The organism is Nonomuraea insulae, from assembly GCF_042656245.1.
On the sequence record NZ_JBHSPA010000013.1, the window covers coordinates 57270 to 73944 of the forward strand.

Consider the following 16675-nt stretch of genomic DNA (forward strand, 5'->3'; position numbering starts at 1 on the left):
CACCGCCGGCAGGCCGGACAAGCCCCTCACCAAACGGTGGACAAGCGATGACAACACGTCGCGATGGTCGCCGTCTTGATCGTGCAGCAAATCCCAGTTCAGAGCACGAAACCGTGTTTCCGAGCGGACACGGCTCCGCTGATCGAGGACGTCGCGGTCGACCTGCTCATCGAGCAGTCCACTCGAAATGCGTATCTATCCAACTTCCAAAAGTTGAACCCCGAAAGGGACGTAGCCGTACCAGGCCAGAGAGAACCGAAAGGGTAATCATGAATATGCGCACCCTCGTTGTCCCCGGCCTCACCGTGGCCGCCGCACTGATCGCCATGTCACTCACCCCGATCTCCGCGCAGGCCAGTACCCCCATCTACCTGGCCGCGTCACTCAAGGGCGCGAACGAGGTGCCCGCTCAGGGGATGAAGGTCGGTGACGTGGATGGCAGCGCGCTCGCTGTGTTCCGGGTCCATGGTCACCGGGTGGACTACGCCGTCCGTTGGCAGAAGGTCGCCGCGCCCAGCGGGTTCCACATCCATCGGGGCCGTGCGGGCGAGAACGGCGACGTCAGGGTCCCGTTCTTCGGCGCGGCGGTGCCCGCCACGCTCCACGCCGTCAAGGGCACGGTCCTGGTCAAGGACCTCAACCTGCTCGGCCGGATCGTCAGCAACCCCGGCAACTGGTATGCCAACCTGCACAACGCGGAGTTCGGCGGCGGCGCCGTACGGGCTCAGCTGCACCGGGTCCGCCCGGTGGAACTGGAGTCGGTGCTGGCGCACGGGTTCGGCACCACGCTGACCACACAGGCCGACGGGCGACAGGAGGTGCCAGCGCCCGGCATGAAGGTCGGCGACCACAACGGGCGCGCAGGGTGGCTGGTGCAGCCGGAGGGCAACCGGGTCTGGTTCGCCGCCTCGTGGAAGGGGATCGGAGCGCCGGTCGGCGCGCACATCCACCGCGCTGTGAAGGGCAAGAACGGGCCGGTGGTCGTGCCCTTCTTCGCCGCCGAAAAGGGCCTGCCGGCCAGCATCAACGGCGTCGCCGGCAGCGCGACCACCTCTGCCGCGCTGGCCAGCCGCATCTGGAACAACCCGAAGAACTGGTACGTGAACCTGCACACCGCCCAGTTCCCTGGCGGTGCGGTACGCGGCCAGCTCTACAGGGGCGACTGGTAAGACGCCTGCCAGGCTCGGACCACGCGCCGTGCGAGCTCATGCTCGCACGGCGGGTGAGCCTCGTAGGGGCAACTCCGCACCTGGCGAAGACTCCGTCCATGCAGGTTGAGCGGCATGTGAGTATTCGTGGAGAACGCCGCCAAGCCGGTCTCGCCGACGCACATTGAGGTTGGCCAATCCGGCTGGATCGGCGATGGATCCGGGACAGCGTGTAGTGGAGCCGCCTGGGCCAGGCTTTGATGGGCTCCGTGCCAATCGGCCACTCGACCCAGGGATGCAGCAGCCTCACCAGCCGAGAACGCAACGGCCTTGGGGACAGGCAGGTGACGCGGCACCCCATCAACACCAACCAACCCGCGTACCGAACAAAAGATCAGATAGAGCAACCGCAGCGCCATGAACAACGATCATGCCCGCCAGAACGGGAACACCAAACCCCCAGGTCAACCCCAACGGCCGAGTTTCGGGCACCCACACGCTCAGTTTCCAGGGAGCGCGTGTGACTGGCGCCGTGCGCGGTGCCGCAGACCGCCCACGCTTGCCGGGATCGCCATGATGACGGCGGCCAGCGCGAGGAATCGCTCTGCGCATACCTACCTGCTGGCCCGGTGATGCTGCGCACAGCGCAGCATCACCGGCGGTGGCAGGCTTGATGTCAAGCGAGGCAGGTTCCAGGCTCGCGGGCATCGAGAGATCAATCCAGGCCGGCCACCGTCCGGGGCGCTCCGGCCCAGGCCGTTGACACATCCGCCCGTCCATATCCATACAGCCGCGAAAGACTGGGTATCCGTATGCGTTCCGATGTCACGTTGCGGCGGCTCGATGAGAGCCTGTTGCAGGATCTGCTCGATGCCGCAATCGCCGACGCGGATCCGCTTGAGGTGATGCCGCCGGTCGAGGGACCCGAGGGGTGGACGGCCATCCGGCGGGAGGCGTTCGTACGCTTCCACCGATCGAGGTCGCTGTCGGCCAACCCCGTGGGGATCACCTACGCCATCCTCGTGACCGACAAAGTGGTCGGAGCCGCCCGGCTCTTTCCCCTGACGGACGCGGCTGCCGGGCACACGGTCGAAACCGGCATCTGGATCGGACGCACACACCGCGCCAGCGGAGTCGGCAGTGCCGTTGTCCGGCAGCTCCTCGACCTCGCCCGCGCCGACGGCGCCCAGCATCTGCTCGCGAGCACCACCGCCGGCAACAGGGCCGCTCAGCGACTACTCACCACACTGGGTGCCGACCTCACACACGACGGCGACGCGGTCACGGCGCGACTGAACCTCCTTGACACCACGTAGCGGTCGAGAGGCGATACCGCAGGTCCCCACGTAAGATCTCGATGTCGAACCCGGCGGATCCCGCGAGCCAGGCTGGAAGCAGGCGGCTGAGCCCCCTCCACAGGCGCGTTAAGCCGCTGGAACCCTGTCAAAGAGCACTGCCCGTCACAGCTGGGCTGCCCCAGAGCCTCGTCCGCGCGCGTAAGGCCTGTCCAGAAAGTCTGGCTCCCCTCCCTTCCAGGGGAACGAGCACGAAGAGTGCCCCGGCCCCTCGCAGTCCCAAGGGGGCCGGGGGCACTCGGGATCCTCAAGCAGGCTGTGACGGCACGATGATGCAGATGGTGCACGAACTGCCCGGCACCACCTTCTCCAACCCGGCCGAGTGCGTCAGCTACGACAGCCAGGCCACGGCGATGCTGACCGTCACCGAGCTGAACAGGTGGCTGGCCCTGGCGGTGGCCGCCTACCACGGCCAGGTGCACGGCACTCTGGGCCAGACCCCGGCCGGACGGTGGGGCCGAAGGGCTCGCGGCCGGCGGCCGCCCCGCGACGATGACCAGCGAGCACCCCGCAACATGGCCGCCCTGCGCAACCTCGCCATCGGAGCTCTGCGCCTGACCGGCGCGACCAACCCCGCCCAAGCCGTCCGACACCTCTCCCGAGACGCCGTTGGCCCTCCTCGGCCTCCCATGATCAAGAGCCACTCAACCGACTTTGCCAGGGCCCTGGCCTGGGGTTGGTCAGTGCGGTCGCGTCACTCCCCGGTCGTGACCGAGATGGTGGCGTCGACGATGCGGTGGTCGGAGCAGGGCTTGTCGCGGTTGCCGCCGCAGACGTGCCCGATGGGGTGGGCATCCGCGCGGTAACCGGTCAGCCGGTCGGCGGGGACGAAGATCAGATCGACCTTTCCCGACTGGCCGCAGGCCCCCAGCTTGTTGCTCTCGGTGGTCTGCTCGCCCCAGCCGGGGCACACGGCCTCGCGATCGTCGAGCTCGTGGTAGCGGCCGGCGTTGCCTTGATTGGCGTCGGTGTCAACCGAGGCGTCGTACCAGGTGTTCAGCAGCGGTGAGTCCGGCTGCACGTTGAAGTCGCCCGCGATGATCGGGACGTCTCCCTGGGAACGGTATGCCTCCAGGACACTGTGCACGTGGCCGAGCTGGGCGGCCTTGTAGGCGGCGACGGTTGTCAGGTGGGTGGTGCAGAACCTGGTCGTGGGCTGCGCCGCGACGGGTGCGCAGAGGAGTTTGCGCTGCTTGTCCGACCCGTCGTAGGGCAGGGCCTGCCGTAGCGTGTCGCCCAGCGCGAAGCGGCTGAAGATCGCAATGCCGATGCCGTACCCGGCGCAGTAACCGGGATCGCCCGCCGCCGTCATCGGCTCGTAGCGGGCGAAGTTCGCGGGATTCTGCGGCCAGCCCATGCTCTGCAGGGCATCGATCACGGCGTCGTACTGGTTGCGGCAGATCTCGTTGATCGACACGAAGTCCGGCTGGCGATAGCTGATCGAGCCGGCTATCGCCTGGATGATGCCGTTCGTCGTCGAGCCCAGGTGCTGTTGATGCCCGGCCATGTTCCAGTGCCAGATCTTGTACGTCGCGGTCGCGGAGGAGGCCGCGGACGCGGGACCCGTCGGCAGGGCGGCGGTGGTGACGATGAGGACCGCCACCGCCGCCACCGTCAACAACCGGCGCACGAAATCCGGCACACTTGAGATCCGCATGAGAGCCGTCCCCTTCTCCGTGATCAGCTATCAGCGATCCTGTCCAAAGGGCGGTTCCGGTGCCAGGCATAATCGGACAGAGATCCGCTGCGGACCTCGGCCAGAGGCGATGTGAAGCGCCTGGTTCCCGTCAACGCTCTCACCGCCGCCCTTCTCGACATCTGGCTCGCACACCGCGGCCGCAGTCCCGGGCCGTTGTTTCCCCCTCAAGATCTTCGACTGAGCGCGTCTGGGCCAGGGCCAAGCGATAAAGTAGCGGCAGATCTCGGCAAGATGCCCTACGTTCGTACGGTTCCGATCGCACGGGGAAGCCGGGACTTCGCGGGTCACGGGCGGCGGATGCGGTAGCGCAGGTGCGTGACGTGCTGCGTGAGTTGCTCGACCTGCGGCGTGGTCAACCGGCGGACCAGGTCGAGTTCGATGTGCTCGGCCGGCAGGTCGTCGAACAGCCGGCGTCCCTGCCCGAGCAGGACCGGTACGACGTGTAGTTCCAGCTCGTCGAGCTGCCCTGCCCGCAGCAGCGCCTGCGCCGCCCCGGCACCGTGCACCATCACCTCGCCGTCCCCGGCCGCCGCGCGGGCCTGTGCGGCGCACTCGCGGACGTCGGTGACATAGCGGACGCTGCCCGGCGGCGGGTCCTCCGGGACGTCGTGGGTCAGAACGAAGACGGGGACACCGTCGTGATGGTCGCCCTGCCAGCGGTCGGCGTGCTCATAGGTGCGGCGGCCGGAGATGACGGCGCGGGTGGCCAGCACCTCGGTGTACACCTGTCCGCTGGGTCCCGGGGCGTTACGCCGGTCGAGCCAGTTGAAAAGCCGGAACCCGCCGATTCCCATCGGGGTGTCCTGGCTGTCCTGCGGCCCGGTGACGTAACCGTCAAGGGACATGGTCATGTACAGCCGGATGAGCGCCATCGTCTCAGCCCCCCGTCCTGACGCGGTAGCGCAGGTGCGTCACGCCCGGCCCGTCCGCGGCACGGAGCAGTTCGAGCTCGACGTGGTCGGGCGGCATGTCCCCGAAGAGCGGTTCACCCTGTCCGATCAGGACCGGGACCAGGTGAATCTGCAGCTCGTCGAGGACGCCGGCGGCAAGTGCCAGCTGAGCGGTGCGGGCTCCGTGGACCAGTACGTCCTTGTCGCCGGCCACGTCCTTGGCCATGTTCATCGCGGCCGTTACGTCGCTCACATAGGTGACCCCGGGCCATTGCAGCTCAGGATCGGGCTGATGGCGGCTCAGGACGAAGATCGGCACGCCATCGTGGTGGTCGCCGCCCCAGCCGCCGGCGAACTCGAACGTCCGCCGGCCGACGACGACCGCCCCGGTGGCCATGACCTCGTCCATGACCTCACGGTTCACGCCCGCCAGATGGCCGAGGTCTCTCCTGTGATCGGCGTCGGCATCCGGCAGAACCCACTCATGCAGCCGATGCCCTTTGTCGCCGAGCCCGTTGCCCGGCGCCGCGTTCGGCCCGGCGATGAACCCGTCCACCGACATCGACATGTACAACACGGTCTTACTCACGTCTCTGGTCCTTTCACTACGTCCAGCGGGGGTGCCACGATAGTCATCGCGGGTCCGATTCGGTGGTCGTGAACTCGATCTCGATGGTGATCTCGATGGTGTCGGCGACCACGACGTTGCCGGCGCCGAAGCCGAGCTGGATGTCGACGCCGAACGCGGCGCGGCTGATGGTGGTGGTCGCCGAGAACCCGGTTCGCTCCGCGCCGGACGGATCGTCGACGACACCGAGGAACTCGGCCTCCATCTCGACGGCCCTGGTGACGCCGTGCAGGGTCAACTCGCCCACCAGGATGAAGGTCTCGCCGTCGAAGCCGCGGACCTCGGTCGAGGTGAACTCGATCTGCGGGTACTTCTCCACGTCCAGGAAATCGGCCGACCGGATGTGCTGGTCGCGCTGTTCGTTGCCGGTGTGCACCGAGGCGGGGTCGATGAGGGCGGTCACCCGGCCACCACCCTCGCCGACGCTCAGCGCCGCCGAGACGAGCGCGAACTCCCCCCTGACCTTGCCGAGGCCCATGTGGCGGACCTTGAACGAGATGTCGGAATGAACGGGATCGCCGACCCAGGTGCCGGCGGCGAGGGTCCTATCGAAGGTGATCATGGCGTAGGGCTCCCCTTGTGCGGCCCGGCCTGCCCGGGCGATCTCCGATGAAGCCCACCTTGTCGCCGTGGCCGCCCCGGTGAACAGATACAGATGTCACCGCGCAGGCGATGAGTTCTGCCAGCAGGTCGGCGCCGTCGCGGTGGATCAGGACCTGAGTGGTGGTCGCGCGGGCATGGCGCAGTACGTTCGCACGATGCGGAACTCACCCGTTCAGGGGCCGGGACGCAGTGGGTGCGGGGACGTGCGACTGCTCGCGAGCGAGGAGCGCGCCGAGGGCGGCGAGGAGGGGAAGGCCGGCGACGACGGCCGCGATCGCCGGCCAGGGGGTCTCGAACGGCACCCGTACCGGTTCCTCATACGTGGTAGGCGCCGTCAGGGGCCACAGCAGCAACATCCCGGCGGGACAACCGGCGACCGCGCCAAGGACCGTTCCGCACAAGGCGCTCAGACCCGCGCGGCAGGCGCAGAACCAACGGAAGGCCGCGGCCGATCCGGTACCGGCCCGCCTCAGAATCCGGGCCTGGCGCGCGTTCGCGGCCTTGCCGAAGCCGGCGGCCAGCGCGCACGCGAGGGCGAGCAGGAGCGCCGCCGCCACGACGGGCAGCCACCCGGTCGAAGCCTCGAAGCCCCGCTCAACGTAAGTCTCCGCGAGCGCGTCGTCGAGCCGGTTGTCGAGGCGCTCCTGCTCCTGCACCGTGACGCGGCGGAGAGCGGGGTCGACGATCAGCTCCTCCGGTTGGAGCCGGTAGCCGAGGTCCCGGACGATCTTCGAGGGCACGAAGACCGTCTCCATGTGCGGATCGGCGGTCCTGGCGATGACCGCCCGGACGATCTTGGTCGTCGCCATCTCGTCGTTCTCGTTGATCTCGTAGAAGAGCTCGACCGAGTCGACCTTCACGTCGGCTGACGTGATCACCACGGCCGTGCCCTCGTCGTACGGCGTCGACTGATCGCCTGTGAGGTAGCGCAGCAGCTTCTCATCTCCGATGGCCTGATCCCAGTAGAGGGCCTCCTCCGGTAGCTCGACGTTCTCCGCCCTCGCGCTGAAGCGCCAAGATTCGCGTGAAGGGCGCTCGCTCTGGGCGATCGGCACCCCGGGTAATTCCCGCTCGATCGCCGCTCGTACGGTGCCCGCGTCCGCCGCCGGGAATCGGTCCGCGTACAGGGTGCCGGGCACGACCAATAGGGCGCCCGGCCGGGCACGGGGAGCGTATCCAGCTCTGCTCTGCGTCGTTTCGCCGACCGCGATGACCGTCAGCGCGATGCCGAAAGCCGTCGCCATCATCGCCAGCGTGATCGCGAGGGCCGCACGACCGCGACGGTGGCCCAGATCGCGGACCGCCAGGCGGAAGGGCAGCGGCGTCCGTTCCGCGTACGGGCCGGAGATCTGCAGCAGCCACGGAGGCAGCGGGCCAAGACCGGCGACAAGCAAACCCGCGCCGATGAGAGTGATCAACAGCATCCCAAGGTACGCGATGGCGCCGTAGCGCGAATCCGCACGCCCCAGCCACGCCCCGAGCCCCATCAGCCAGACGCCGGCGAACGACACGAACAGTCCCACGACGACGAATCGCCGGCTCATGAACTCGTGGCGGTTGGGTTGCGCGGAGAGCACCGCGGCGAGGATGGCCCCGGACGCGGGAACGCCCGCGAACGGAACGAAGACCATGGCCCTGAATGCGTAGTGCGCAAGATCGAAAGGCATGGCGGAATAGTAGTGAGCCGCAACGGCCGCGCGTGCGCGCTGTTGACGTACACGCACCCGCCACACTCGCCCCACTACGACGCTGACACGCCGCTCTGCACGGTCTGGTCACGCGTGGCAGAGCCCGTCATCATCGACGCGGCCTCGCAGAGAGGGCCAGGCAGCACATCCCTGGCAAGACATCCACCGGTTGACCGTCCCGCATCGTCAAACACGTTGAGCCGCCGGCGGGCTTGGACCGCTCAGCTCGGTACGCTCAGAACAAGCCCGTCTGCACCCCCGTCGGCATGACCGGTCGCTTGGCCGCGAACCCGCGCGAGGCGATCCAGGTCGTGCAGACGGCGCCAGTGACCGGCGCGCGCCCCGTCGGCCAGCAGACGCTCGAAGACCTGCGCCGTCGCCTCCACGATCAAGACCGGCAAGAACGCGGGCAACGCCCCCTCGGTCGCCCCGGGCATTCGCCGGGGCGACCGAGGAGGGCCAGCATGATGAGGCGGATACCACCGACCCACGGCGCCCGGATCACTCAACCGGGCAGCAGCGCTGATCCTCCTTCGCGAAGCGTGCCGTCACCGTCAGGTCCGCGCTCACCGTCAGTCTGAGTTCGGCCACACCGTTCTGTGCGGTGCCGTTCACCGTCCAGCCGGTGAAGCGGTAGCCGGCCGTCGGCCGCGTGGTGAACGTGACCGCGCTGCCCTTCTCGTACTTCCCCGGCTCGGTCTCGTAGCCGCCGATGGACACAGTGCCGCCCTCCGCCGGTTCGGCTGTGGCACGGACCGAATGCTGGGCCATGCTGATCGCCATGACGTTGATCAGCCGTGCCGGGCCGCGCAGTGTGGCGCCGTTGTAGCGCATCACGTTGACCACGGTGACCATCGCCGTCTCGCCCGCGTCGACGGTGTAGCCGTTGCCGAGGTTGTCCGTGCCGAGGTTGAACGCCGTGACCTCGCCGGAGGCGACGGCGAGCCCGTCGTGGAAGCCGTACCCGAACACGTTGAACAGGGTCAGGCCGCGGGCTCCGTCGACCGTGACGATCCGCGCCTGCATGCGCATCGGGTCGTCGATCACCTGCGCGAAGATGTCCTTCTCCTGCGCCCAGTCCGGCAGGGCGTAGCCGACGCGGGTCACGGCGTTGCCGTTGGACAGGACGCCCTCGATCCGGCCGCCCCGGCTCGTGCCGACCGTGATGCCGTGGCTGAAGTACGCGCCGGCGAGCTTGCGGACGGTGAAGCCGTCGTTGGGGTGGCCGGCCAGGTCGATGGCGTTCCACGCGTTGGGTAGGCCGACGTCCATCACGTACGTGCCGGTTCCGTCGCCACGGATCGTGTACGGGTAAGGCTTCAGCCCACCCTCCGCGGCGGGGTTGTTCTCGGGGTAGAAGGCGCGCAGTCCGCGTACGCCCGCCCGGTCGCCGTCGAGGGTGATGAGGGCGGTGGCGGTGTCGGGGGCGGCCGTGCCACGGCCCTCGTACGCCCAGAGGACCGTGCCCGCGCTGGCGCCGAGCAGGTCCCGGTTGGCCACGGCGGACGCACCGCGCAGCTCCACACCCTTGGGAACGGTGAGGTGGCCGTCGATCCGGTACCAGCCGGCGGGCAGGTAGACGATGCCGCCGCCGTCCCGGCTCGCCCGGTCGAGCACCCGCTGGACGGCGGCGGTCGCGTCCCGACGGGGCACGATGCCGTTGGTGCGCGGCGCCTGGTCGGCGACGTACAGCGCGGCGCGGGCGGGCCGGGGCAGTGGCTTGGGTTCGTAGCGTGGCGCCTTACCGGACAGCCGGTGGACGGTGCCCTCGACGGCTCCCTTCAGTTCGGTGTCGGTGACCTTGACGTATGCCTGCGACTTGTTCCTTACCGCGGCCTGGCTGCCTTCGAGGGTGCTGGAGGCGAACGACATCCCCCAGCGAGAGTCGAAGTCCTCCGTCTCGAGCGCCACATCGGTGCGGCGGACGTCCGCCTCGATGAAGGCGCCGGTGAACTGGGCGCGCTGGCCGGGCACGATGTGGATGCCGGTGCGGTAGTCGGCCAGGCTGATCCGGAAGAACTGGTCCCACTCCAGGTCACCCAGGACCAGTCCGGTGCCGTTCGCGCGGGTCCAGGCGTCCAGCGCGGCGCGCTGCGGCGGACGGTAGGCGGCGGGCGCGCCGGCCCAGTAGGCGTTGGAGAGCGTGATGTTCTCCCAGGTGCCGACGTCGGCTCCGTTGTAGGCACGGATGCCCTCGGCCAGCACGGTGCCCTTGATGCCGCGCAGCGTCGCCGACTCGTGGACCTGGCCCGAGCCCGCGCTCTCGCCGCGGTCGTTGCGGTAGGTGCTGATGCCGACGCCGCGATAGGAGTTGAGCATGGTGACGTCGGAGATCGTCGTCATCATGTAGTTCTCGTTGCCGATCCAGGCGCGGCCGGGGATCTGGAAGGTGTGGTTGTACCGCACCGGGTCGGTCGCGCTCTGCCGCGGGTAGTACGTGGTGAGCCCGATGACGCCGGCGCTGCCGCCGACGCGGATCAGCGCCGGCCCGTCGTCGCCGGACGGCAGGTCCGCCGAGATGACGGTGCCGTAGCCGCCCTTGCCGTGATCGGGGTCACGGCGGTCGCCGCGCAGGGTGCAGAAGGAGCGGACCTCCAGGGTGTCGGTCACCCGGTAGGTGCCCGCGGGCAGCCAGACCGTGCCGCCGCCGGCGTCGTAACAGTCGTACAGCGCTCGCTGGATCGCCTTGGTGGCGTCCTTGCGGCCCGTCCGGTCGGCGCCGTAGTCGCGGATGTCGAAGTCGGCCACCACCGGGGACTCGGTCGGATACTCCGTCTTCACCAGTTTGGGCTCGCCCTGTACGGCACGCTCGTCGCGTACCTCGAAGGAACCGACGGCGAACTGCTTGGCGCCCTCCGCGTAGCCGGTGAGCGAGAGCCGCACATAGCGCGCGGTCACCGTCTCGAAGCGGGTGCGCATCGGCTTGTTGTCGCCGCCGCCCGCCTGCGCGACGGTCGTGAAGTGCGCGCCGTCGCGGGAGACCTGGACGGCGTAGCGGGAGGCGTAGCGCGAGACCCAGTGGACGCGCACGTCGTTGACGGCCTTCGCCTGGCCGAGGTCGGCCTGCAGCCACTCGCCCTCGCCGCTCTCAGCGCTGGCCCAGATGGTCGCGGTGTCGCCGTCCGCGGCCAGCGCCGCGTCGTCGGGGGCGCTGCTGGCGGTGAGCTTGGCGCCGCGGGCGAGGTCGGTGACCACGGCGGTGGCGAGGAAGTCCCGCAGCGTGTCGTTCAGGCCGTGCAGAGCCTGCCGCAGTTGCTCCTCGGTGGCGTTCTCGTCCGCCGCCACCTGCTTGGCCGCGGCGACGGCCGCGGTCAGCCCGTCCTTGGCGCCGGCCGGGTACTGGCCGTCGCGGGTGCCCTCGCGGGCCGCGAACAGCTTCAGCGAGGCCGTGTCGATGAGGTTCTCCAGCCCCTGCGCGGGCTTGAGCTCGGTGGGGGCAAGCGCGACGCGTACGGCGGCGACCTTCAGCTCTGTGGCGCCCGCGTTGTGGATGCGGAAGTCGGAGCCGTTGGAGCGGTTGGTGAGGATCGCGTCGGACAGGGCGAAGGTGTAGGTCTTCCAGGTCCCCGTGTCGCCGAAGGAGACGACCTCGGAGTTCTTGAACTTCTGCGGGATCTCGGTGCCCGGCGAGTCGTAGTGCAGGCCGAACGTGCCGTTGCCCTCGTCCAGGTAGTCGACGCTGACGAACACCGTGTCGGTGGTGTCGTAGGCGTAGGTGTCGGCGACGTTCATGTAGAAGAAGTTGACGCCGGGCGGAGAGGCGCCGCGGTTCGTCTGCCAGTAGCCGCGGCCGTCCTTCTCACCGGTGACCAGGCCGGTGGAGGAGTCGCCGAAGCGCGGGGTGATGCCGGCGCTCTCCGGGGCGGCGCCGAGGGTGACGGAGGCGCCGGCCGAGCCGACGCGGATCGAGGCGACGGTGATGCTCCGCGCCGCGCCGCCGCTGCGACCGGACAGGCGCAGCACGTCGGCACCTCCGGTGAGGACGGCGTCGGTCAGCGCGAAAGCGCCGGTCTTCCAGGTGCCGGTGCCGGTGTAGGCCAGGGCGGAGTCCGTGCCGTCCGCGCCCTGGCGCAGGGTCAGCTCGCCCTCGCCGGTGTCGCGGTAGGTGACGCTGACCACCAGGTCGTCGGCGGGCAGCTGCCGCACGTACTCGTCGTCGAGGTCGAAGCTGAGGTAGGAGGTGCCCGCGGCGGGGTCGCTCTCCCAGTACGGTCTGCCGTCCACCTCGCCGGTGCGCAGGCCCGCCGGGTCCGCCCCGGCGGCGGCGCGTACACCCAGGGTTCTGGAGGTGGGGCCGAGGTCGGCGCCGACGCCGCTCGGGTACATCACCGGCTCTGGACCGGCCGCGGCGGCGATCGATCCGGGCGCCCAGAGTGTCACCGCGGCCAGCGCGGCCGACAGCACGACGACGGCGCGACGGGCTCGGCGCTGTGAGGGCGGATGGGGTAACACTGGCAACCTCCTGGTCTCGGGGCGTCAGGGCCCTGACGCGGGTCACACGGGGACGGCGGTGCCTGCTTGTCCGCGGCACGCCGGGGGTGGGTCAGGTGCGCCAGCTGCGGTTGGGGCGGAAGCCCAGCAGCTTCGCGCAGGCCGTGCTGTCGACCAGCGAGGTGTGGCCGGTGAGCTCGGTGTGCACCGAGACCCCGGGCAGGTGGCGGTCGAGCAGCTCCATCGTGGGCAGTGGCGCCGAGGTGTCCGGCGCGGCGACGTTGACCACGTGGCTGCCGCTCAGCTCGGCGGTCAGCGCGTGCCGTACCGCCGTCGCGGCGTCGCGGGTGTCCAGCCAGGCCCACAGGTCGTTGCGGTGCGCCTCGGGGTTCGCCGCGACCGCGGCCAGCTGCGCCTTCAGCCGGGTGTCGGTACCGGTGAACGGCAGGCGGAGCGAGACGACATCCGTACCCCAGCGCCGGTGGGTGGCGTGCGCGATCTCCTCCAGCACCAGCTTCGACAGCCCGTACGGGTCCTCCACCAGGATGGGGTGCTCCTCGTCCAGCGGCAGATAGCGAGGCTGGTGTGGATGAGGCGCCCAGGCCAGGCCCACGGCGGCCAGGCTGGAGGCGGCGACGACGCGCCGCACCCCGGCCCGGCCCGCCTCGTCCAGCACCCGGTGCGCGGTCAGGCAGTTGGTGGCGAACAGTTGGCTCGGGTCGTCCGACACGGGGTGCGGGATGGCGCCCAGATGGACGACGGCGTCGGCGCCGGCCATCGCGGAGCGCACCAGCTCCGGGTCTCGCAGATCGCCGACGTGCACCCTGTCGATATGGGGGGCTTCGACCGGCTCCACGTCGGTGGCGGTGATCACATGGTCGTGTTCGGCCAGTTCCCGGATCACGTACCGGGCGATATGACCGGCGGCTCCGGTGACGAGTACCCGCATCAGCCCTTCACCGCGCCCATCAGGCCGTTGACGAAGTAGCGCTGCAGGAAGAGGAGAAGCAGGATCACCGGGATGACCACGATGAGCGCGCCCGCCATCAGGTTGTTGTACTGCGGGACGTTCTCCGCCGCGAGCGTCTGCAGGCCGAGCGGCAGCGTGTAGGTCTCCGGGTCGTTGAGCGAGACGCGGGTGAGCAGGTACTCGTTCCACGTCGGGATCACCGTCAGCAACGCGACCGTGATCAGCGCGGGCTTGGCCAGCGGCAGATAGATGACGGTGAAGATCCGGAACTCCGAGGCGCCGTCGACGCGTGCGGACTCCCGCAGCTCGGCGGGGACGGCTCTGAACGCCGCGGTCATCAGCAGGATGGACAACGGTGCGCCCCCGTTGACGAAGGGCAGCACCAGACCCCAGTGAGTGCCGAGCAGGCCGAGCTGGTGCTCAAGGATCACGATCGGGAGCATCACGGTGACGCCGGGGACGAACAGCAGCGCCATGAACAGCCGTGACAGCGCGACGCGGCCCTTGAACCGCAGGACGGCGAAGGCGTAGCCGGCGGCGGCGTAGACCGCCAGCGTCAGCACCACCGTGTAGACGGTGACCAGCACACTGTTGAGGAAGTAGTCGAAGAAGTGGAGCTTGTTCCAGGTGCCGATGAGCGTGTCGAGGGTCGGGCTCTCGGGTATGAGGTTCCCGCCCCTGACCACTTCGATCTGGTTCTTGAAAGCGGCCGAGACCATCCACAGGAACGGGTACAGGCTGACCACCGCGTAGCCGATCAGCAGCAGGAGGACGATCGCGCGGGCGACGATCCGTCCCGCCACACGGGTGTCGGCGCTGCGGGGGGCCGCCAGGTCTGCGGCGGTCATACACGGCTCCTCAGGACTCGCAGGTTGATCAGGGCGAGCACGATCGCCACCGCGAACAGGATCCAGCCCAGGGCGCTGGCCAGGCCCAGGGTGGGGTTGAGGTTCTCCAGGAAGGCCAGCCGGTAGGCCTCGAGGCCCAGGACGTTGGTGTGGTCGGCGGGTCCGCCGTTGGTTATCACCAGGAAGGTCTGGAAGCCGTGCAGCGACTCGCGCACGTTGAGCAGCACGTTGATGCCGGTCAGCGGCATCAGCAGGGGCCAGATGACGGACAGGTTCGTGCGCCACCAGCCGGCGCCGTCGAGCTGCGCGGCCTCCAGCACGCTGGGGTTGATGCTCTGCAGTCCGGTCAGGTACAGCAGCATGGCGACCGGGACGTTGCCCCAGACGATGACGACGATGAGGGTGGCGAGCGCCGTGTCGGGATTGCCGAGCCAGCCCTGCGGTTCCTGCAGTGAGCCGAGCCCCAGCACCCCGAGCAGGAAGTTGATGGCGCCCTCCGGCTGCAGGATGTACCGCCAGGCGAAGTACACGGCGATGCCACTGGTCACGTACGGCACGAAGTAGATCGAGCGCAGCACGCCCTGCAGCCGCTTGACCTGGTTGAGCAGGACGGCCAGGGGGAACGACACGGCGACGGTGAGCAGCGGCACGAAGATCATCACCCAGAGGGTGTTGAGCGCCGCGGCATGCACCGGGGGCGCGAACACCGGGTCGCGCCAGAGCAGGTCGGCGTAGTTGGCGAGGCCGACCCACTTCCAGTTCGGGGTGAAGCCGTTCCACTGTGCGAAGCTGAGCACGAAGCCGTACCCGATGGTGTAGACGCCCATCACGGCGAAGAGGATCACCGCGGGGGCGACGAACAGATAGCCGGAGACGGCCTCGGTGCGGAAACGCCGACGGCGGGGCGGGGCCTCTGACGGGGTCCGGCGGCTCCCGCCGCCGGACCTGGCGGCTCCCGGCACCGCGGGACGGTGCGCGGTGGTCACTGGGATGTCGCCCAGAAGCTGTCGTTGAGCTCGGTGAGCTTCTGCGCGGTCTGCTCCGGCGTCGCCTTCTTCAGGGGGGTCATGTCGACGAGGATCGATCCGGCCTTGTCCTGCTGGTAGCCCGGCGGGAAGAACTCCCGGCGGCTCGGGTCGTACGTGTCCTCGGGCGTGCCCTTGAAGCTGTCGAGCAGCGAGGCGAGGGTGGGGCCGACGATCGAGGAGACCTCAGAACCCAGCTCCGTGGCGGGCAGATCGGTGGCCGCCTTGGAGAACTTCGCGGCGACCTCGGGCTGGGCGAGGTACTCCATCCACTTCTTGGCGTTCTCAGGCTGCTCGGACGTGGCCGAGAGGACGAGACTGGTCAGCGCCAGCGGACCCAGAGCCGGGTCGGGCACCGGACCCGACGCGTCTCCCGGCATGCCGAACGCGTAGACGTCGTCGGGCTTCATGCCGTTCTGTTCCAGGAAGGCCAGCGTGAAGGTGCCGCCCACCAGCCAGGCGGCCTTGCCCTGGGCGAATGCCTGGTCGGCCTCGTCGATGCCGAGGGTCTGGGTGCCGGGCATCCAGTACGGGGTGACCTGGTCGTAGGCCTGGAGCACCTTGACGCCGTTCGGGGAGGACCAGTTGGTGGCCTTGTCCTTGCCGAACAGGGCCTCATAGCCGCTCCGCCCGAGCATGGAGTAGGCCAGCGGCTGGGCGAGCCAGGTGATGCCGGTGTCCGGCACCTTCAGGCCGAGTGACAGGCCGCCGTTCTTGTTGTCCTTGGCATGCGTGGTCTTCAGCGCCTCGACGAACTCGGCCCAGGTGCCCGGGGGCTTGGTGATCCCGGCGTCGGAGAGCATCTTCTTGTTGGCGTAGACGATGCCGAAGGTGCCGATGGTGAACGGGACGCTGTGCCGGGCACCCTGCTTCACGCCGTGCATCTTGCTGCCCTCGTCCTGGGACTCCTTGAACTTCGCGGCGGTGACGTAGCCCGACTCCCGCACGGTGGCGGAGTAGCGCGCCAGCCAGGCGTCGTTCACCACCTTCGTGAGCTCGGCGGCGATCCCGCTGGCGCCGAAGCCCAGGTCCTCACCGTCGGAGTGGGTCTCCATCACGTCCGGCAGGTCGCCGGTCTTGGCCGAGCTCTGGATCTTGGTCACGAAGGCGTCGTCGGGCGTGTACGCCTCGACCTTGACCTTGATCCCGCTCGACTTCTCGAAGTCCGCCGCGGCGGTCTGAAGCCCGGCGAGATGGGACTGCTTGAAGGTCCACATCTCGACGGCGCCCGGGCTTCCTGAATCGTCGGAACCGCCGCCGCACGCGGTCAGGGCCGACAGGGACAGTGTGGTTGCGACGGCCACCGCCGCCAGTCTTGCGGTCCCGGAATGACGTATGCGCATCGGCATTACCTCGCTATGCTTCATTCAGGTAGACGAATATCGTTTGG

12 protein-coding genes are annotated in these 16675 nt (G+C 69.0%); 2 read left to right on the top strand and 10 right to left on the bottom strand.

The genetic code is table 11. The features are described from left to right. The first annotated feature begins 275 nt into the window (after positions 1 to 275). On the top strand, positions 276 to 1169 hold the full coding sequence (locus tag ACFPZ3_RS09795) for a CHRD domain-containing protein (protein WP_379513671.1): 894 nt from the start codon (positions 276 to 278) through the stop codon (positions 1167 to 1169). A 791-nt stretch (positions 1170 to 1960) separates the two neighbouring features. Beyond that, the gene (locus ACFPZ3_RS09800; protein WP_379513672.1) at positions 1961 to 2464 is read left to right on the top strand and encodes a GNAT family N-acetyltransferase; all 504 of its coding nucleotides are present in this window, start codon (positions 1961 to 1963) and stop codon (positions 2462 to 2464) included. 733 nt (positions 2465 to 3197) lie between these two features. Here ACFPZ3_RS09800 and ACFPZ3_RS09805 read toward each other — a convergent pair. From ACFPZ3_RS09805 to ACFPZ3_RS09850, 10 genes are all read right to left on the bottom strand, one after another. Further along, positions 3198 to 4160, bottom strand: a complete 963-nt coding sequence (locus ACFPZ3_RS09805) for an endonuclease/exonuclease/phosphatase family protein (RefSeq protein ID WP_379513673.1) — start codon at positions 4158 to 4160, stop codon at positions 3198 to 3200. A 326-nt stretch (positions 4161 to 4486) separates the two neighbouring features. After that, complete coding sequence (locus tag ACFPZ3_RS09810; RefSeq protein ID WP_379513674.1) at positions 4487 to 5053, bottom strand: dihydrofolate reductase family protein; 567 nt, start codon at positions 5051 to 5053, stop codon at positions 4487 to 4489. A 25-nt stretch (positions 5054 to 5078) separates the two neighbouring features. Further along, positions 5079 to 5681: a dihydrofolate reductase family protein gene (locus ACFPZ3_RS09815; protein ID WP_379513675.1), complete on the bottom strand. Its 603-nt coding sequence runs from the start codon at positions 5679 to 5681 to the stop codon at positions 5079 to 5081. A 43-nt stretch (positions 5682 to 5724) separates the two neighbouring features. Beyond that, on the bottom strand, positions 5725 to 6282 hold the full coding sequence (locus ACFPZ3_RS09820) for a YceI family protein (RefSeq protein ID WP_379513676.1): 558 nt from the start codon (positions 6280 to 6282) through the stop codon (positions 5725 to 5727). Between the two features lie 205 nt (positions 6283 to 6487). Continuing rightward, the gene (locus tag ACFPZ3_RS09825) at positions 6488 to 8056 is read right to left on the bottom strand and encodes a hypothetical protein (RefSeq protein ID WP_379513677.1); all 1569 of its coding nucleotides are present in this window, start codon (positions 8054 to 8056) and stop codon (positions 6488 to 6490) included. Positions 8057 to 8512: 456 nt separating this feature from the next. Continuing rightward, a complete protein-coding gene (locus ACFPZ3_RS09830) occupies positions 8513 to 12463 on the bottom strand; it encodes a discoidin domain-containing protein (RefSeq protein ID WP_379513678.1) in 3951 nt (1316 codons plus the stop codon). A gap of 91 nt (positions 12464 to 12554) precedes the next feature. Continuing rightward, on the bottom strand, positions 12555 to 13391 hold the full coding sequence (locus ACFPZ3_RS09835) for an NAD-dependent epimerase/dehydratase family protein (protein WP_379513679.1): 837 nt from the start codon (positions 13389 to 13391) through the stop codon (positions 12555 to 12557). Continuing rightward, the gene (locus tag ACFPZ3_RS09840) at positions 13391 to 14260 is read right to left on the bottom strand and encodes a carbohydrate ABC transporter permease (protein WP_379513680.1); all 870 of its coding nucleotides are present in this window, start codon (positions 14258 to 14260) and stop codon (positions 13391 to 13393) included. Before ACFPZ3_RS09840 ends, ACFPZ3_RS09835 begins: the two co-directional genes overlap by 1 nt. Beyond that, complete coding sequence (locus ACFPZ3_RS09845) at positions 14257 to 15246, bottom strand: carbohydrate ABC transporter permease (protein ID WP_379513681.1); 990 nt, start codon at positions 15244 to 15246, stop codon at positions 14257 to 14259. The genes ACFPZ3_RS09840 and ACFPZ3_RS09845 overlap by 4 nt, the downstream gene beginning before the upstream one ends. Then, positions 15243 to 16589, bottom strand: coding sequence for an ABC transporter substrate-binding protein (locus ACFPZ3_RS09850; protein ID WP_379513682.1), 1347 nt, complete (start codon positions 16587 to 16589; stop codon positions 15243 to 15245). Before ACFPZ3_RS09850 ends, ACFPZ3_RS09845 begins: the two co-directional genes overlap by 4 nt. Between the last annotated feature and the right edge of the window lie 86 nt (positions 16590 to 16675).